The 17,974-nt window shown below is 60.9% G+C and carries 15 protein-coding genes; 12 read left to right on the plus strand and 3 right to left on the minus strand.

What is annotated here, in order from left to right; all coding sequences use genetic code 11:
* Window positions 1-4: 4 nt before the first annotated feature.
* The 3 genes from CKW21_RS00275 to CKW21_RS00285 form a co-directional block, all read right to left on the minus strand.
* Complete coding sequence (locus CKW21_RS00275) at window positions 5-376, minus strand: translation initiation factor Sui1 (protein ID WP_041068080.1); 372 nt, start codon at window positions 374-376, stop codon at window positions 5-7.
* Window positions 377-648: 272 nt separating this feature from the next.
* Window positions 649-1,218 (minus strand): NUDIX hydrolase, encoded by a 570-nt coding sequence (locus tag CKW21_RS00280; RefSeq protein ID WP_095192036.1) that lies wholly within the window; start codon window positions 1,216-1,218, stop codon window positions 649-651.
* Window positions 1,219-1,221: 3 nt separating this feature from the next.
* Window positions 1,222-2,289: a DUF2333 family protein gene (locus CKW21_RS00285; protein WP_095192037.1), complete on the minus strand. Its 1,068-nt coding sequence runs from the start codon at window positions 2,287-2,289 to the stop codon at window positions 1,222-1,224.
* 504 nt (window positions 2,290-2,793) lie between these two features.
* Between CKW21_RS00285 and gcbA the strand changes: the two genes are divergently transcribed.
* The 12 genes from gcbA to purD all read left to right on the plus strand — a co-directional run bounded on the left by gcbA (window position 2,794) and on the right by purD (window position 17,956).
* Window positions 2,794-4,464 carry a diguanylate cyclase GcbA gene (gcbA, locus tag CKW21_RS00290; protein WP_095192038.1) on the plus strand — a complete coding sequence of 557 codons (1,671 nt, stop codon included), beginning with the start codon at window positions 2,794-2,796 and terminating at the stop codon, window positions 4,462-4,464.
* A 955-nt stretch (window positions 4,465-5,419) separates the two neighbouring features.
* Complete coding sequence (locus tag CKW21_RS32105) at window positions 5,420-6,463, plus strand: methyl-accepting chemotaxis protein (RefSeq protein WP_371917493.1); 1,044 nt, start codon at window positions 5,420-5,422, stop codon at window positions 6,461-6,463.
* 173 nt (window positions 6,464-6,636) lie between these two features.
* Window positions 6,637-8,379, plus strand: coding sequence for a protein-disulfide reductase DsbD (locus tag CKW21_RS00300; RefSeq protein ID WP_095192040.1), 1,743 nt, complete (start codon window positions 6,637-6,639; stop codon window positions 8,377-8,379).
* A 132-nt stretch (window positions 8,380-8,511) separates the two neighbouring features.
* On the plus strand, window positions 8,512-8,964 hold the full coding sequence (gene aroQ, locus CKW21_RS00305) for a type II 3-dehydroquinate dehydratase (protein ID WP_033059577.1): 453 nt from the start codon (window positions 8,512-8,514) through the stop codon (window positions 8,962-8,964).
* A 48-nt stretch (window positions 8,965-9,012) separates the two neighbouring features.
* Complete coding sequence (gene accB, locus CKW21_RS00310; protein WP_095192041.1) at window positions 9,013-9,477, plus strand: acetyl-CoA carboxylase biotin carboxyl carrier protein; 465 nt, start codon at window positions 9,013-9,015, stop codon at window positions 9,475-9,477.
* A 17-nt stretch (window positions 9,478-9,494) separates the two neighbouring features.
* Window positions 9,495-10,853: an acetyl-CoA carboxylase biotin carboxylase subunit gene (gene accC, locus CKW21_RS00315; RefSeq protein ID WP_095192042.1), complete on the plus strand. Its 1,359-nt coding sequence runs from the start codon at window positions 9,495-9,497 to the stop codon at window positions 10,851-10,853.
* Between the two features lie 269 nt (window positions 10,854-11,122).
* Entirely contained in the window at window positions 11,123-12,001 is an 879-nt protein-coding gene (prmA, locus tag CKW21_RS00320) for a 50S ribosomal protein L11 methyltransferase (RefSeq protein WP_095192043.1), read from the plus strand.
* 30 nt (window positions 12,002-12,031) lie between these two features.
* On the plus strand, window positions 12,032-13,303 hold the full coding sequence (locus CKW21_RS00325; RefSeq protein WP_095192044.1) for a DUF3426 domain-containing protein: 1,272 nt from the start codon (window positions 12,032-12,034) through the stop codon (window positions 13,301-13,303).
* A gap of 185 nt (window positions 13,304-13,488) precedes the next feature.
* Window positions 13,489-14,499 (plus strand): tRNA dihydrouridine synthase DusB, encoded by a 1,011-nt coding sequence (gene dusB, locus CKW21_RS00330; protein ID WP_095192045.1) that lies wholly within the window; start codon window positions 13,489-13,491, stop codon window positions 14,497-14,499.
* Window positions 14,496-14,816 carry a DNA-binding transcriptional regulator Fis gene (gene fis, locus CKW21_RS00335; RefSeq protein ID WP_015093301.1) on the plus strand — a complete coding sequence of 107 codons (321 nt, stop codon included), beginning with the start codon at window positions 14,496-14,498 and terminating at the stop codon, window positions 14,814-14,816. The genes dusB and fis overlap by 4 nt, the downstream gene beginning before the upstream one ends.
* Window positions 14,817-14,897: 81 nt before the next feature.
* Complete coding sequence (gene purH, locus CKW21_RS00340) at window positions 14,898-16,505, plus strand: bifunctional phosphoribosylaminoimidazolecarboxamide formyltransferase/IMP cyclohydrolase (RefSeq protein ID WP_095192046.1); 1,608 nt, start codon at window positions 14,898-14,900, stop codon at window positions 16,503-16,505.
* A 155-nt stretch (window positions 16,506-16,660) separates the two neighbouring features.
* Window positions 16,661-17,956 (plus strand): phosphoribosylamine--glycine ligase, encoded by a 1,296-nt coding sequence (gene purD / locus CKW21_RS00345; protein WP_095192047.1) that lies wholly within the window; start codon window positions 16,661-16,663, stop codon window positions 17,954-17,956.
* Window positions 17,957-17,974: the final 18 nt, after the last annotated feature.

The raw sequence follows: 17,974 nt of genomic DNA on the forward strand, positions 1-17,974 counted from the left end.
GCTGCTAGCCGCCGGACTTCTTCGCCTTGAAACCGTGCTTGATCAACTCGGCCAAGAGTAGCTCGACATGATCGCCCTGGATTTCAATGACCCCGTCTTTCAACGCCCCACCGGTACCACAACGTTTCTTCAACGTGGTCGCCAGTTCCTTGAGTGCGTCTTCGGCCAACGGCACGCCGGTGATGGTGGTCACCGTCTTGCCGCCACGGCCCTTGCTTTCGCGACGCACGCGAGCGATGCCGTCGCCGGCCGGGATAACGGTCTGTTTGCAGATGCAGGCGTCCACCGGTTTACTGCATTCCGGGCAATGACGACCTGCGTCGGTGGAAAATACCAGGCCACCAAGGGCGGCGAAGGATGCGGCTTTTTTGGCCACCGGCAATCCTCTTGGGAGGACAAAGACTGGTCGCAGCACTTGGGAAGGCTATCGACCGCGAAGCCCCACTCAGGCAGGGGCAGCGCTACTGAAACGGTAAAACATTCATTTCACTGTAGGAGCGAGCTTGCTCGCGATGGACGTCAACGATAACGCGCGGCATCAGGCAGCACATGTCGTCCATGCGTTTTTCGCGAGCAAGCTCGCTCCTACAAAAGGTCGCGCAGTGTAACGGCAAAAACGCCGATTGCTAAGAGCCAATCGGCGCCAATTTATAGCTCTTTTGCGACGTCTTCCCCGCAAGACCTCAGATAGCGTTTCAATGCTGCCAAAGAGTCCGGGCAATAAGGCTTTTCCTCGATTTCCCGCAGCACTTGCCCGATCGGCAAAAAGCGCGCTTCGAGCACCTCTTCCGGTTGCAGGATCAACGGACCGTCCCACACCGCCGAAAATGCCGAACACCAGAGACGATTGCCGGTGTCTTCGAAGAAAAAATGATCATGGGCGATCAACTCGACCCCACTCACACCCAGCTCCTCTTCCAGCTCCCGGGCTGCCGACTCGGCATAGGTTTCAGTGGCCAGCACCATGCCGCCCGCCGCCACGTCCCAATATCCCGGATAGATAGCCTTGCTCAGGGTACGCCGGTGCACGCAGAGTTCACCGGCGGAATTGAACAACATAATGTAGGTACCGCGCCCGATCAGCCCGCGCTCGCGCAGGTCGGAACGGACCAGGGCGCCCAGCAGGTTGTCCTGCTCGTCGACCCAGGCTATTTGCTCGGCATCGGACGCCGCCCGGTGGGCGGCCTCGCGCAGGCTATCGATGGAGCTATCGACCATGGCTCAGCCCTGATTCAGCAGTTGACGCAAATCGATCACCGCCGCGTTGGCCCGGGAAATATAGTTGGCCATGACCAGCGAGTGGTTGGCCAGCACACCGAAGCCACTGCCGTTGAGAATCATCGGGCTCCACAGCGTTTCCTGCGACGCTTCCAGCTCACGAATGATCTGGCGCACGCTGACCGTGGCGTTCTTCTTGGCCAGCACATCGGCAAAATCGACTTCGATGGCGCGCAGCAGGTGCGACAAGGCCCAGGCCTGACCACGGGCTTCGTAGAACACGTTGTCGATCTGCAGCCACGGGGTCTCGACGATTTCTTCGTCGACCTGAGGCGCCACGCCCGGCGCTACGACTTCGGTCTTCAACGCCGTGTTCAGCTTGACCCGGCCAACGCTGGCCGACAGTCGTTGCGACAACGAGCCCAGGCGCGTCCCGACATCACCCAGCCAGTTGTTCAGGTTGTCGGCGCGGGCATAGAACAGCGCGCTCTTCTGGTTTGGATCGGACAGGCGCGCCTGATAGCGGCTCAGGGAATTGATGCCTTCCTGATACTCGGACTCACTGGACGGCAACACCCAGCTCTTGTTGTCGAAGTTGAAGCGCGGTTCGGCCTTGGCCAGATCGGCGTCTTCGGCGGACTGCGACTGCGAGCGGGCGAAGTCTTTGCGCAGTGCGCGGCTCAAATCACGCACCTGTACCAGCACGCCGTATTCCCAGCTCGGCATGTTGTCCATCCACAGGCCTGGCGGGAAGCGGTCGTTGGAAATGTAGCCACCCTGCTTGGTCAGCAAAGTACCGGCAACGGTCTTGAGGGTTTCCACGGTGGTGTAACCAACCACCATTTGCTTGCCTTCCTTTTCGGCGGCCATTTGCGCTGTCTGCTGCACCGGAAACAGCGCGGGCTCCTGGCTCCAGTACCAGCCCAGAGCGATCGCCACCAACAGGTAGAGGCCGATCAGCGTGGCCAGCGCCCGGCTGAACAATAGGCCGCCCAGGTAACTGCGGGTAGCCGATTTCGGTTCAGCGGCACGTTCAGGCGCGCTACCGGCGCGGTTCTTCCAGTCCAGCATGGCGATATCCTTTCAATCTCTTGGGTTCATCGGTTCGACCACAACCATACAACAACGTGCCTTGGCCCGGCACCCGCCGTTGGGCTCATGTCGGAAATAAGCTGCCCGGCGCACATAAAAATGCCTGCCCCGCCCACTTTCGAACTCAGAAGCAGTGGGCTAGAGGTGTTTTTCGTCAGGACTGAAAGATAGCCCTAGGGGAATCCCTTAGCCTTCTGCATCTGGAATTCGGCTTCGATTTACTCTGAAAAAAATCAGAACCCTCTGACGGACGATGCCCCCTCACGCCCTCGAAAAAGCCGAGCGACAAGTAGGATAAACCCTGAAAGCCCCCGGCTCATGGGCCTTTGCCTGGAATCGCCAGCCAATTAAAGACCCGCCAGTCATAAACTGAATGCGTTCGCGTTGCAGATTATTGACGTACAACACTCATGCAATTGAAAAGAGGTGCTAGCATAGAGCCACCAGTCGACCTCAGCGTGCACCCTAACTAGTAGTCAGGATATGACCGAGCCAGAAGATCCCAGCCGCGAGCGCCTCAAGCATCACTTTGCCCAGCGGGTCATTCATCAGGCACGTCAGATACTTGAGATATGGCAGCGCCTGCAACGCAGCGAGTGGTCCACCCATGATCTGTCGGAACTGAGTGAAGCCAACCTGCGCCTGTTGCGGTTCGCCGAACGTTTCGAGCAGCCGGAACACATTCAACTGGCACGTCATATCGGCCAATCGCTGGAGGCTGTCGACGCCAATCGCGGACGCCTGAGCAGCGGTTTGATCACCGATCTCAACCGCTTGATGCAGCGCCTGTCGCGCACCGGTTTGCGCCATGGCGATCAACTCGACCAAACCTTCCTGCCGCCCCTGCGCAAGCCGATCTACGTGATGCTGCAGGATCACGACCGTGCCGAGCGCCTGGCCAAGCAACTGGAATTCTTCGGGCTCAGCGCCCAATCCCTGGACAGCGTGTCGGCGTTCCGCTCATCGATGGTCGAGCGCCTGCCGGCAGCCATTGTCATGGACGTGGACTTCAGTGGCCCCGGCGTCGGCCTGAAACTGGCCGCCGAAGCCCAGGAAGGTCTCGATCATCGCTTGCCGCTACTGTTCTTCAGCCTGCACGAAACCGACACCCCGACCCGCCTGGCCGCGGTGCGCGCCGGCGGCCAGGAGTTCCTCACCGGTACCCTCGAGGCTTCGAGCCTGCTGGAGAAAATCGAAGTCCTGACCTGTGTCGCCCAGTACGAACCTTATAAAGTGCTGATCATCGATGACTCTCGTGCCCAGGCCTTGCACACCGAGCGCCTGCTCAACAGTGCGGGGATCGTCACCCGGACCTTGATCGAGCCGATTCAGGCCATGGCCGAACTGGCGGATTTTCAACCGGACCTGATCATCCTCGACATGTACATGCCGGCCTGCACCGGCACTGAACTGGCCAAGGTGATCCGCCACAACGACCGTTATGTCAGCGTGCCGATCATTTACTTATCGGCCGAGGACGATCTGGACAAGCAACTCGACGCCATGAGCGAGGGCGGCGACGACTTCCTGACCAAGCCGATCAAACCCCGGCACCTGATCACCACCGTGCGCAACCGCGCGGCACGTGCGCGCAATTTAAAGGCGCGAATGGTCCGCGACAGCCTCACCGGTTTGTACAACCACACCCATATTCTGCAATTGCTCGAAGACTGCTCGTTCCGCGCCCGTCGCGAGAACAAGCCGCTGAGCTTTGCCATGCTCGACATCGACCATTTCAAACGGGTCAACGACAGCCACGGCCACCCCATGGGCGACCGGGTGATCAAGAGCCTGGCGCTGTTCCTCAAACAGCGGCTGCGCAAAACCGACTTCATCGGCCGATACGGCGGCGAAGAGTTCGCCATCGTCATGCCCGACACCGACCTCGAAGCAGCCTGGAAAGTACTGGATGAAATCCGCCAGCGCTTTGCCGAAATCCACTATCCGGCTCAACCGCAGGACCTGTGGTGCACCTTCAGCGCCGGGGTGGTCGAACTGTGCGAGGACTCCGACGGGCTGTTGATGGCCAACCAGGCGGACGAGGCGCTATACCGGGCGAAAGGCGCTGGACGCAACCGCGTTCAAGCCGCACGGGAATCAAAGCAAAGTGCCACTTTTTCATCTCAATCGAGCGCTTCCGTCATAACCCTGTAACAGAAACGCAATAACTTCAGGCACTTACCATTCTGCCGTTGGTAGTCCCGCGATGCGCCTGAAGCTGCTGACCAATCTCAATACCCTCCTTTTAGTCGCCGTGTGCGTGGCCCTTGGCGCCACGCTCTGGTGGTCGCAAAAAGCCCTGGAGCGCCCCTACCTATTAATGGAGCGTTACCTGGGTTTGTCCCAGCAGTTCCAAAATGAAGTGGCGCGTAACATCGAGGACTACCTCGCCAGCGGCGATGCCCTGCGTTTGAGCAGCGCCGGCCAGGCCATCGACAACCTGCAAAAGCAACTCGGGGAATTGCCACCGGCATTGGCCGAAACGTTGCGCCCGAGCCTGTCGAACCTCAATGAATTCAGCAAAACCGACTTGTTGGCCGCCGGCAAACTCGCGGGCGACCCGCAGGCTCTGCTGTTACAAGCCGAACGCGAACTGGGCGCCAGCCTGGATCAGCTCAGCCAGTACGCCAACGGCAATGCGGCCTACCTGACACCCCTGCTCGCCGCCTCCCAGCATCTGGGCAAACTGTCGCTGGCCCGGGACAAACTGGTCAGCAGCGGTCGCAGTGAACTGGCCGCCGATGTCGAGCGCGAAGTCAGCAACATCCGCACCCAGGCCGGACAACTCGACGCCCTGCCGCTGCTCGGCGTGGCGGCCAGTAGTGAATCGAACACCGATGATTTCGCCGCGATGATGGGCCTGGAGAACACTGAGCAAGCCGTCGCCGAAGATGCCGGGGTCGGCCTCAAGCGCGAGCTCAACAGTTTGCTCGGCCGCTACCCGGCGGAACTGGCTCGCACCCGTGATCAAATCCAGAAACGCGCCGACCTCAGTGCCGCGACCCACCTGAAAATCGCCGACGTACAACAGGCGATTGCCGGCCTGGAGCCGGTGGTGCGCGCCCAGCACGGGCAGATCCAGGGAGAAGTGCGACTGATGCAAGGGGTGATGATCGCCCTGATTCTGCTGATCGCCTTGCTCATCGACACCCTGCAACGGCGCCTGGCCCGCACGCTGACCAACCTCGCACCCGCGCTCTCGACCTGGGCCGAGGGTGACTTCAGCCAGGACATCCAGCTGGGCAAGACCAACCGCGAACTGCATGACATCGAAGCATCGCTCAACCGCTTGCGCGCCTATCTGGTGGATCTGGTGGGAACGATTCGCCTCAACGCCGAGCAAGTCGCAGGCAGCAGCCGCACCCTGGCCGAGCTGAGCAATGACCTGCACAGCGGCGCCGAACATCAGGCCGGTGATACCGCGTTGATCCGCGACTCCCTCGGCGAACTGGAAGCGACCATCCAGCAAGTCGCCGGCGATGCCAGCCAGGCCGCCGACGCCAGCCGCCATGCCGGACTGGCGGTGGAACACGGGCAGAAAGTCATCGGTTTAAGCCTCACCGGCCTGCATGCGCTGGTGGGTGAAGTGCAAGGCAATGCGCAGATGATCGAGCATCTGGCCGAAGAGTCCGCGACCATCGGCGGCGTGCTGACGGTGATCCGTTCGATCGCCGACCAGACCAACCTGCTGGCGCTGAACGCAGCCATTGAAGCGGCACGGGCCGGGGAAATGGGCCGCGGTTTTGCCGTGGTGGCCGAAGAAGTCCGCTCGCTGGCACAACGCACCGCCGGCGCCACGGCCGAGATCCAGACCTTGATCGCCGGCCTGCAAACCGCGGCACGGCAATCGGTCGAAGGCATGCGCGCCCAGGTCGAGCACGCCGAAGCCACGGCCAACCAGGCCCAGGCGGCCGACGGGGCGCTGGATAAAATCGTCGGGGCAATCCAGACCATTTCCGACACCGCCGTACGCATCGCCGATGTAACCGCCCAGCAGAGCGGCGCCGTCAGCGAGATTCGCGATCACAGCGAACGCATTCACCAATTGGGTGGGGATAACTTGCTGCGCATCGGCGAAGGACGTGAGCAGGGGGAAAACCTGCTGGTGTTGGGTGGGCGTCTGCACACAGCCGTTCAGGCCTTCCGCGTCTGATCCAGAGCTTTCGCGAGCAGTCTCGCCCCCACATTTGATTTGTGCATGACGCAGATCCCCTGTGGGAGCGAGCCTGCTCGCGAAAGCGCCGTAACATTCACCCTCAAACTCCCACCCTGCACACCCCTCGACTGTCCGCTATCATGCCCCCAACCCCGATACGCGAGACCGTCATGCGCCGTTTGCTTTGCCTGTTGCTTTTAGTGCTCGCCCTGCCGGCCACCGCCGGCGGGTTGCTGGACAGTCGCCCCAGCTCCTCCCTGGGCTCGATCAACAACAGCGCCGACTTCCTGCCGGTGCGCGAAGCCTTTCAGTTGAGCCTGGTAGAAAGCACCCCGCAATCGATCAAACTGCGCTTCGTCGCCACCGAGGGTTATTACCTCTACCGACATCGCTTCCAGTTTCGCGCCGACCCGGTCGATGTGTCCCTCGGTCCGGCGCAATTGCCCAAGGGCGAACAGAAACACGACGAGTACTTCGGCGATGTCGAGGTCTACCGCGGCATTCTCGATGTCGAACTGCCGCGCACCGATCAGCGGGCATTCACGCTCGCCGTGACTTATCAGGGGTGCGCCGACAAAGGCCTGTGCTATCCACCCGAAACCGAACGCTTGAGTATCGATGGCAGCGGAACAACGACTACCCACCATTGGAGTTGGCGTGAACTGGCGCTGTTCTTCCTCGCAGGCTTGGGCCTGACCTTTACGCCGTGCGTGCTGCCGATGCTGCCGATTCTTTCCGGCGTGGTGTTGCGTGGTCAGGTCGGTGGCTGGCGCGGTTTCAATCTTTCCCTGGCTTACGTACTGCCAATGGCCCTCTGTTTCGCGTTGTTCGGCGCACTCATGGGGATGTTCGGCGCGCAACTCAATCTGCAGGCGCGATTGCAATCAGCCTGGGTGCTGGTACCGTTTGCGATGTTTTTCGCACTGTTTGCCCTGGCGATGTTTGGTGTATTCGAACTCAGGTTGCCGCATGCGATCAGCAGTCGACTGGACCGCATTGCCGGGCGTACAGAAGGCGGTTCGCTGTGGGGTGCAGCCGTGTTGGGCGTGGTGTCCAGCCTGCTGGTTTCGCCCTGCGTTTCGGCACCTCTGGCCGGAGCACTGCTGTATATCAGCGCCAGCGGCGATGCCTTGGGCGGCGGCCTGAAACTGTTCATGCTCGGCCTCGGCATGGGCGCCCCGCTGCTGCTGGTGGCCACGGGTGGGGCCGCCTGGCTGCCGAAAAGCGGACCCTGGCTGATCTACGTGAAAAACGCCATTGGGGTGTTGTTGCTGGGATTGGCGATCGGCTTGCTCAGTCGGGTATTACCGGGCCAAATCACCTTGCTGCTGATCGGTTTGCTCGCCGGGGGCGTCGGTTTGTTCATGGGCGCGCTGGAATTCGTCTACAAACCGCCGCGAAAGCGCCTGGGCCAACTGCTCGGCATGTTCCTGCTGTTTTATGCACTGGCCTGCTGGTATGGCGGGTTCAGCGGCCAGAGCGATCCGCTCAACCCGATCGGCCCGTCGCGCACGGTTGTCGCTACCGGGCAAGCGCCCAACACCAACGCCTGGCAAACCATCAGCACGCCGGCGGACCTCGACCGCGTACTTGCCCAAGCCCGTTCGTCCGGTACTCCGCTGCTGCTCGACTGGTATGCGGACTGGTGCATCAGCTGCAAAGTCATCGAACACGAAGTACTCAACGACGCCACCGTCGTCGAACGTCTCAAGGGCTATCGACTGATTCGCTTCGATATCACCGCGAGCAACGCCGAACAACGGGCGCTGCTCGACCGCTACAAGCTCTTCGGCCCCCCGGCACTGATGTTTTTCGGCAGAGACGGGGCCGAACGCGCCGACGTGCGGGTGATCGGCGAGATCAGTGCTGCGGACTTCGCCGAACGTGTCGCCAGGGCGAATGACCGGATTTAATCAAGCAGTCATATATTTCGCGCAAACATCGGACATCGTGCTGGCTTTTGCAGAGAACTGGACAGTCACAAAGGCTTTGCGGCATAGTCGCCGGGTTCTGACATTTGCACTTGGATAACAAAGGAACAGCCGATGGCGACGCTACTGGTTCTGCATGGACCCAACCTGAACATGCTTGGCACCCGTGAGCCGGGCACCTACGGCGCCACGACACTGGCGCAGATCAACCAGGACCTGGAACGCCGCGCCCGTGAAGCCGGCCACCATTTGCTGCACCTGCAAAGCAACGCCGAGTACGAATTGATCGACCGCATCCACGCCGCCCGCAGCGAAGGTGTGGACTTCATTCTGATCAACCCAGCAGCTTTTACACATACAAGTGTCGCATTACGTGACGCGCTGCTGGCGGTGAGCATCCCATTCATCGAAGTGCATTTGTCTAACGTGCACAAACGCGAACCTTTCCGCCATCACTCTTACTTCTCCGACGTAGCGGTGGGAGTGATCTGCGGCCTTGGCGCCAGCGGTTATCGACTGGCCCTGGAGGCCGCCCTAGAGCAGCTTGAAAGACCGGCAACAGCTTGAACAACAAGCGTTAAACGCCCCTGACCGACCCTTGGGAGTTGATGATTCATGGATATCCGTAAAGTTAAGAAACTGATCGAATTGCTGGAAGAGTCCGGCATCGACGAGCTCGAGATCAAGGAAGGCGAAGAGTCTGTACGCATCAGCCGTCATAGCAAGACACCGGCTCAGCAGTACTACGCACCGGCTCCAATGCCTGCTCCGGCTGCCGCGCCTGTCGCTGCCGCCGCTCCGGCTGCCGCTGCAGCCCCCGCTGCTCCGGCCGCACCCGCACTGAACGGCGCCGTTGCCCGTTCGCCGATGGTCGGTACGTTCTATCGCAAGTCTTCGCCAACCTCGCCGTCCTTCGTTGAAGTCGGCCAGACCGTGAAGAAAGGCGACACCCTGTGCATCGTTGAAGCCATGAAGATGATGAACCACATCGAAGCTGAATCCAGCGGTGTGATCGAATCCATCCTCGTCGAAGACGGCCAGCCGGTTGAGTACGACCAACCGCTGTTCACCATCGTTTGAACCGCGGAGAGCCTTTGATGACTGCGAAGTTGGAAAAAGTTCTGATCGCCAACCGCGGTGAGATCGCACTGCGGATTCTGCGCGCCTGCAAAGAGATGGGCATCAAGACCGTCGCCGTTTATTCCAAGGCTGACAAGGAACTGATGCACCTGGGCCTGGCAGACGAATCCGTCTGCATCGGTCCGGCATCGGCCGCCCACTCCTACCTGCACATCCCGGCAATCATCGCCGCGGCCGAAGTGACCGGCGCCACCGCCATTCACCCAGGCTACGGCTTCCTCGCGGAAAACGCCGACTTCGCCGAACAGGTCGAGAACTCCGGCTTCGCCTTCATCGGCCCGAAAGCTGAAACCATCCGCCTGATGGGCGACAAGGTTTCGGCCAAGCACGCCATGATCGCCGCTGGCGTACCGACCGTTCCAGGTTCCGACGGCCCGCTGCCGGAAGACGAAGAAACCGCTCTGCGCATTGGTCGTGAAGTCGGTTACCCGGTGATCATCAAGGCCGCTGGCGGCGGCGGTGGTCGCGGCATGCGCGTCGTGCTCAAGGAAGAAGACCTGATTTCCTCGGCGAAACTGACCCGCTCCGAAGCGGGCGCGGCGTTCGGCAACCCGATGGTCTATCTGGAAAAATTCCTGACCAACCCGCGTCACGTGGAAGTCCAGGTACTTTCCGACGGCCAGGGTAACGCCGTGCATCTGGGCGACCGCGACTGCTCGCTGCAGCGTCGTCACCAGAAAGTTCTCGAAGAAGCGCCGGCACCGGGCATCGATGAGAACGCACGTGAGGAAGTCCTCGCCCGCTGCGTCAAGGCGTGCATCGACATCGGTTACCGTGGTGCAGGCACTTTCGAGTTCCTGTACGAGAACGGCCGCTTCTACTTCATCGAGATGAACACTCGTGTCCAGGTAGAGCACCCGGTATCGGAAATGGTCACCGGCATCGACATCGTCAAGGAGATGCTCAGCATCGCCGCCGGCAACAAGCTGTCGTTCACCCAGGATGACGTGGTCATCCGCGGTCACGCGCTGGAATGCCGGATCAACGCCGAAGACCCGAAAACCTTCATGCCGAGCCCGGGCACGGTCAAGCATTTCCACGCTCCAGGCGGCAACGGCGTTCGCGTCGACTCGCACCTGTACAGTGGCTATGCCGTTCCGCCGAACTACGATTCGTTGATCGGCAAGCTGATCACCTACGGCGCAACCCGTGACGAAGCCATGGCGCGCATGCGCAATGCGCTGGACGAAATCGTGGTCGACGGGATCAAGACCAACATCCCGCTGCACCGCGACCTGACCCGCGACGAAGGCTTCTGCAAAGGGGGCGTGAACATTCACTACCTCGAGCACAAGCTGGCTGGCGAGAAGCACTAAGCTTCAACCGGCACACGACAAAGCCGCCTTCGGGCGGCTTTGTTGTATCTGGACATTTCACACGCCCCCTCCTGTGGGAGCGAGCCTGCTCGCGAAGACGGTGTGTCAGTCACATCAATGCCAGATATGCCAAAGTTTTCGCGAGCCGGCTCGCTCCCACAGGGTACAGGCAGGTCAAGCCACTCCCACAAAACCTCCGCGCTCGCGTAAACTTGCGCGCTTCTCGCAGCCCGCTAGGCTGCAATCAATATTTTTCAAAGGTGCCCGCCATGCCTTGGCTGCAAGTCCGTCTCGCCATCAGCCCAGAACAAGCCGAAACCTACGAAGACGCTTTCCTTGAAGTGGGCGCCGTGTCGGTGACCTTCATGGACGCCGAAGATCAGCCGATCTTCGAGCCGGAGCTCAACACCACGCCGCTGTGGTCGCACACGCACCTGCTGGCCCTGTTCGAAGGCGGCACCGAGCCAGGCCCGGTACTGGCCCACCTTGAGCTGCTGACCGGCAGCCCGCTGCCCGAACATCACAGCGAAGTGATCGAAGACCAGGACTGGGAACGCAGCTGGATGGACAATTTCCAGCCGATGCGTTTCGGTCAGCGCCTGTGGATCGTCCCAAGCTGGCACGCCGCCCCCGAGCCTGACGCCGTGAACCTGCTGCTCGATCCGGGCCTGGCGTTCGGCACCGGCACTCACCCGACCACCGCATTGTGCCTGGAATGGCTCGACGGTCAGGACCTGAAAGACTGCAACGTACTGGACTTCGGCTGCGGCTCAGGGATCCTGGCAATTGCGGCCCTGCTGCTGGGCGCCAAGGAAGCCGTGGGCACCGACATCGATGTGCAGGCGCTGGAAGCCTCTCGCGACAACGCCGGGCGCAACAATGTTGCCGAAGAACGCTTCCCGCTGTATCTGCCGCAAGATCTGCCTCAGGTTCAGGCTGACGTGCTGGTGGCCAACATTCTCGCTGGCCCGCTGGTATCCCTGGCGCCGCAACTGTCCGGCCTGGTCAAGTCCGGCGGTCGTCTGGCGCTGTCGGGCATCCTCGCCGAGCAAGGAGAAGAGGTCGCCGCTGCCTATGCCAAGGACTTCGATCTGGACCCGATCGCCAATCGCGATGGCTGGGTGCGCATTACAGGCCGTCGGCGCTAGAATGAACGCCTGCATACACCGGATCGCCGCATGACCGACAGCTTCGTCACCCAGTGCCCGCATTGTCAAACCAGCTTCCGCGTCAGCCATGCCCAGTTGAGCGTGGCACGTGGCGTCGTTCGCTGTGGCTCGTGTTTGCAGGTGTTCAACGCTGCCAAGCAATTGCTTGAGCAAGCTGGCAAGGAGCCTGTCGCTCCGGTCGCGCCAACCATCGCCGAAACGCCGGTACCCGCTGCGCCTCGAGCCATCAGCCAAAAGCAATGGACCGCCGCCGAGCTGGACCTGGACAGCCTCGATCTTGACGAAGAACTCGCCCGACTCGAACAGCGAGAAATCCAGCCGACCACCGAGTTCGGCCGACATCGCGAAGACACGCTCAGTGCGCGCCGCGACAGCGCCGAAAACGACGAAGAACCCTGGACGCCCGACAGCCTGTTCAGCGAGCCGGCCGCCGACCGCGTGCAAGCGGTCAACGAGCTTGATGAACTCGATTCGCTCGACGATCTCGAAGCTCCAGACACAGCACAACCACTGAAAGAAACAGGCATACTCGCGCGCACCGAACCATCGCTCTCGCTGGAACCGGTGGACCTGGACGACGAAACGCAGCCGCCACAGCTGCGCCTGCATGACCCGCTGGACGCGCCTCTTCATCACGAACGCCTGTCGGCGACGGCAACCGCTGAAATTGACGACGACCTGCCCTCGATCGAGCCGCCGCGCAAACGCCGCGAACGCAACGAACCGGGCGTTCGCGCCGATGTATTGCAGGACCTGACCGATGATCCGCTGCAGCTGGACTGGCAAAAGCGTCGCTCACCATGGGGTCGTCGGTTCTTCTGGCTGCTGTTGATCCTGCTCGGCGCCGGCGGGCTGGTCGGCCAGTACGTTGCGTATCACTTCGACGAACTGGCCCGCCAGGACCAGTACCGCCCGTGGTTCCAGCAACTGTGCCCGCAAATCGGTTGTACCGTGCCATCCAAGGTCGACATCGCGAAAATCAAAAGCAGCAACCTGGTGGTGCGCAGCCATCCGGAATTCGCCGGCGCCCTGGTAGTCGATGCGATCATCTACAACCGCGCGCCCTTCTCCCAGCCGTTCCCGTTGCTGGAATTGCGCTTTGCCGATCTCAACGGCCATCTGATCGCCAGTCGTCGCTTCAAACCTGGCGAGTACCTCAACGGCGACCTCGAAGGCATGGTGGAAATGCCTCCGCAAACGCCGATCCATATCGCCCTGGACATTCTCGATCCAGGCGCCAAGGCGGTGAATTACAGCCTGAGCTTCCACTCGCCCGAGTGAAACGATTCACTGATCCGCAATTGACGACGGCTTTCTGACTTTGGCCGCCCGGACCAAACCGCTGGCGATAACAGAATAACTGTTCAGATTTTGTTCAATTCAGCCTTTATCCAGTCATCGAGAGCGGGTATCATGCCAACCCTTTTTCGAACTCTCATGATCCGGCCCCACAACAGGGAAGCCCTATGTCGGCGGTACGCATCGGTCCATACACATTACACAACGGCTTGATTCTCGCCCCCATGGCGGGTGTCACCGACCAACCCTTTCGTCAGCTGTGCAAACGATTGGGCGCGGGACTAGTAGTCTCGGAAATGGTCACCAGCGACATGAGTTTGTGGAACACCCGCAAGTCGCGGATGCGCATGATCCACGAAGGCGATCCCGAGCCACGCTCGGTACAGATCGCCGGTGGCGACGCGCAGATGCTGGCGGACGCGGCCCGGGCCAACGTCGAACTGGGCGCACAGATTATCGATATCAACATGGGCTGTCCGGCGAAGAAGGTCTGCAACAAGGCAGCCGGTTCCGCACTGTTGAAGGATGAAGCACTGGTAACCGAGATCCTGCAGGCTGTCGTGGCTGCGGTCGATGTGCCGGTTACCCTGAAGATCCGTACCGGCTGGGACCGGGACAACAAGAATGGACTGACGGTGGCAAAGATCGCCGAGCAGGCTGGCATTACGGCGTTGGCGGTCCATGGCCGCACCCGTGCCGACCTGTACACCGGTGAGGCCGAGTACGACACCATCGCCGCGATCAAGCAGGCGGTGTCGATGCCGGTCTTCGCCAACGGTGATATCGATTCGCCGGAGAAGGCCCGATACGTGCTCGACGCGACCGGTGCCGATGGACTGTTGGTTGGACGGGCTGCCCAGGGGCGGCCATGGATTTTTCGCGAGATCGACCATTTCCTGCGTACCGGCGAGAAGCTCCCGGCGCTGGAGCTGATCGAGGTGGAACGCATTCTGCTGGAGCATCTGGCTGCGCTGCACACCTTCTATGGGGACGTGATGGGCGTACGCATTGCTCGAAAGCATGTGGGCTGGTATCTCGCAACCTTGCCGGGCGCCAGGGAGTTTCGCGCCCACTTCAATCGTTTGGAAGATACGGAAGCACAATGCGCCAACGTTCAGGGCTTCTTCGCCGAACGTTACGAGAGCCTGACAGGGGACGGAGAGTGGGTGGCCGCATGACGATGATGACCGAGACTTTAGTGAGTGGAACTACACCCGTGAGCGACAACGTGAATTTGAAACAGCACCTCAATACCCCAAGCGAAGAAGGCCAGACCCTTCGCGGGAGTGTCGAGAAAGCGCTGCACAATTATTTCGCCCACCTTGAAGGCGCTGCCGTCACGGATGTGTACAACCTGGTGCTCTCCGAAGTCGAGGCCCCCCTGCTCGAGTGCGTAATGAACTACGTCAAGGGCAACCAGACCAAGGCCAGCGAGATGCTCGGACTGAACCGGGGCACGCTGCGCAAGAAACTCAAGCAGTACGATTTGCTGTAAGCATTCAATCAAACCAGAAAGGCGCCCGCGTAAAAACGGTCGCCTTTTTTGCTGACTCCTTTGCTTTTGATGGAAATTGAGATGACCGACCAGACTACCCGCCTGCCGATCCGCCGCGCCTTGATCAGCGTTTCCGACAAGACCGGGATCCTCGAATTCGCCAAAGAGCTCGAAGCCCTGGGCGTCGAGATCCTCTCCACCGGCGGAACGTTCAAGCTGCTGCAGGACAACGGTGTTGCCGCAGTGGAAGTCGCTGATTACACCGGTTTCGCAGAAATGATGGATGGCCGGGTGAAAACCCTGCACCCGAAAATCCATGGCGGGATCCTCGGTCGTCGCGGTATCGACGACGCCATCATGAATGAGCACGGCATCAAGCCGATCGACCTGGTAGCGGTCAACCTCTACCCGTTCGAAGCCACCATCAACAAGCCAGGCTGCGACCTGCCGACCGCGATCGAGAACATCGACATCGGCGGCCCGACCATGGTCCGTTCGGCAGCCAAGAACCACAAAGACGTGGCCATCGTGGTCAATGCCGGTGATTACGCCAACGTTCTGGAAAACCTCAAGGCCGGCGGCCTGACCTACGCTCAGCGTTTCGACCTGATGCTCAAGGCGTTCGAACACACCGCTGCCTACGACGGCATGATCGCCAACTACATGGGCACCGTGAACCAGGCCGCTGACACGCTCAGCACCGAAGGCCGCAGCGAATTCCCGCGCACCTTCAACAGCCAGTTCATCAAGGCTCAGGAGATGCGCTACGGCGAGAACCCGCACCAGAGCGCGGCGTTCTACGTGGAAGCCAAGCCTGCCGAAGTCGGCATCGCCACCGCGACCCAACTGCAAGGCAAGGAGCTGTCGTACAACAACGTGGCCGACACCGACGCCGCGCTGGAATGCGTGAAGAGCTTCGTCAAGCCGGCCTGCGTGATCGTCAAGCACGCCAACCCGTGCGGCGTGGCCGTGAGCCCGGATGCCGAGGGCGGTATCCGCAAGGCCTACGACCTGGCCTACGCCACCGATACCGAATCCGCATTCGGCGGCATCATTGCCTTCAACCGCGAACTGGACGCTGAAACCGCCAAGGCGATCGTCGAGCGTCAGTTTGTCGAAGTGATCATCGCCCCAAGCGTCAGCGAAGAAGCCCGCGCCATCGTGGCGGCCAAGGCCAACGTTCGCCTGCTGGCCTGCGGTGAGTGGTCGGCGGATCGCGCCGCCGCCTGGGACTACAAACGCGTCAACGGTGGCCTGCTGGTACAGAGCCGCGATATCGGCATGATCGGCGCCGATGACCTGAAAGTCGTGACCAAGCGCGCACCGACCGAACAGGAAATCCACGACCTGATCTTCGCCTGGAAAGTCGCCAAGTACGTGAAATCCAACGCCATCGTCTACGCCAAGAACCGCCAGACCATCGGTGTCGGTGCGGGCCAGATGAGCCGCGTGAACTCCGCACGCATTGCCGCGATCAAGGCTGAGCACGCCGGTTTGCAAGTACAGGGTGCGGTTATGGCTTCCGACGCGTTCTTCCCGTTCCGTGACGGCATCGACAACGCAGCCAAGGCCGGCATCACCGCGGTGATCCAGCCAGGCGGCTCGATGCGTGACAATGAAGTGATTGCAGCCGCAGACGAAGCCGGCATCGCGATGGTGTTCACCGGCATGCGCCACTTCCGTCACTGATACACCGATCATCTGTGGGAGCGAGCCTGCTCGCGAAGACGGCGGCACATTTAATATTGATGTGACTGATATACCGCTTTCGCGAGCAGGCTCGCTCCCACATAAGAGCACCCCAGCGGTGCTATCAAGAATTAGCGTCATCCGAGGTTTTTGAAATGAATGTTTTGATCATTGGCAGCGGTGGCCGTGAACACGCCCTGGCCTGGAAAGTGGCTCAGGATCCGCGCGTGCAGAAGGTGTTCGTGGCGCCCGGCAATGCCGGCACTGCCATTGAAGCCAAGTGCGAGAACGTCGCCATCGACGTGCTGGCCCTCGAGCAGTTGGCGGACTTCGCCGAGAAAAACGTTTCCCTGACCATCGTCGGCCCGGAAGTACCGCTGGTCGCTGGCGTCGTTGACCTGTTCCGCTCCCGGGGTCTGGATTGCTTCGGCCCGACTGCTGGCGCTGCTCAACTGGAAGGCTCGAAAGCGTTCACCAAGGATTTCCTGGCTCGCCACAAGATCCCGACCGCCGACTACCAGAACTTCACCGAGATCGAGCCAGCCCTGGCTTACCTGCGTGAAAAAGGTGCGCCGATCGTGATCAAGGCCGATGGCCTGGCCGCCGGCAAAGGCGTGATCGTCGCCATGACCCTGGCCGAAGCCGAAGACGCGGTGCGTGACATGCTGGCGGGCAATGCCTTCGGTGACGCCGGTTCGCGTGTGGTGATCGAAGAGTTCCTGGACGGCGAAGAAGCCAGCTTCATCGTCATGGTCGATGGCAAGAACGTTCTGCCGATGGCCACCAGCCAGGACCACAAACGTGTCGGCGACGGCGATACCGGCCCGAACACGGGTGGCATGGGGGCCTACTCTCCTGCTCCGGTAGTGACCAGTGACGTGCACAAGCGTGTCATGGACCTGGTGATCTGGCCGACGGTTCGCGGCATGGCCGAGGAAGGAAACGTCTACACTGGTTTCCTGTATGCAGGCTTGATGATTGACAAGGCTGGTAACCCAAAAGTTATCGAATTCAACTGCCGTTTCGGCGACCCTGAGACTCAACCGGTCATGCTGCGCTTGCAGTCGAGCCTGGTGCTGCTGGTCGAAGCAGCCCTGGCACAGGCGCTGGACAAGGTCGAGGCGCAATGGGATCCACGTCCGAGCGTCGGCATCGTACTGGCCGCGGGCGGCTATCCTGGTGACTACGCCAAGGGTGCGGCCATCAAGGGCCTGGATGCGGCAGCGGCACAGGAAGGCAAAGTCTTCCACGCCGGTACTGCATTGAAAGACGGGCAAGTGGTGACGGCCGGTGGTCGGGTGCTTTGCGCCACTGCCATGGGCGCCAGCGTCGATGCTGCTCAACAGCAGGCATACAAGCTGGCAGCCAGTATTGATTGGGAAGGCTGTTTCTATCGCAAGGACATCGGCTACCGTGCCATTGCCCGCGAACGTGGCGAAAATCAGGAATAAGCTACCCTTTCAGCCAGG

The organism is Pseudomonas sp. Irchel 3A7, from assembly GCF_900187565.1.
Classification (GTDB): domain Bacteria; phylum Pseudomonadota; class Gammaproteobacteria; order Pseudomonadales; family Pseudomonadaceae; genus Aquipseudomonas.

Bases quoted from the DNA above. Each gene is read 5' to 3' on its own strand.
- CKW21_RS00280 (WP_095192036.1), bottom strand. From the start codon at position 1,218: ATGGTCGATAGCTCCATCGATAGCCTGCGCGAGGCCGCCCACCGGGCG.
- CKW21_RS00285 (WP_095192037.1), bottom strand. From the start codon at position 2,289: ATGCTGGACTGGAAGAACCGCGCCGGTAGCGCGCCTGAACGTGCCGCT.
- gcbA (WP_095192038.1), top strand. From the start codon at position 2,794: ATGACCGAGCCAGAAGATCCCAGCCGCGAGCGCCTCAAGCATCACTTT.
- CKW21_RS32105 (WP_371917493.1), top strand. From the start codon at position 5,420: ATGATCGCCCTGATTCTGCTGATCGCCTTGCTCATCGACACCCTGCAA.
- CKW21_RS00300 (WP_095192040.1), top strand. From the start codon at position 6,637: ATGCGCCGTTTGCTTTGCCTGTTGCTTTTAGTGCTCGCCCTGCCGGCC.
- aroQ (WP_033059577.1), top strand. From the start codon at position 8,512: ATGGCGACGCTACTGGTTCTGCATGGACCCAACCTGAACATGCTTGGC.
- accB (WP_095192041.1), top strand. From the start codon at position 9,013: ATGGATATCCGTAAAGTTAAGAAACTGATCGAATTGCTGGAAGAGTCC.
- accC (WP_095192042.1), top strand. From the start codon at position 9,495: ATGACTGCGAAGTTGGAAAAAGTTCTGATCGCCAACCGCGGTGAGATC.
- prmA (WP_095192043.1), top strand. From the start codon at position 11,123: ATGCCTTGGCTGCAAGTCCGTCTCGCCATCAGCCCAGAACAAGCCGAA.
- CKW21_RS00325 (WP_095192044.1), top strand. From the start codon at position 12,032: ATGACCGACAGCTTCGTCACCCAGTGCCCGCATTGTCAAACCAGCTTC.
- dusB (WP_095192045.1), top strand. From the start codon at position 13,489: ATGTCGGCGGTACGCATCGGTCCATACACATTACACAACGGCTTGATT.
- fis (WP_015093301.1), top strand. From the start codon at position 14,496: ATGACGATGATGACCGAGACTTTAGTGAGTGGAACTACACCCGTGAGC.
- purH (WP_095192046.1), top strand. From the start codon at position 14,898: ATGACCGACCAGACTACCCGCCTGCCGATCCGCCGCGCCTTGATCAGC.
- purD (WP_095192047.1), top strand. From the start codon at position 16,661: ATGAATGTTTTGATCATTGGCAGCGGTGGCCGTGAACACGCCCTGGCC.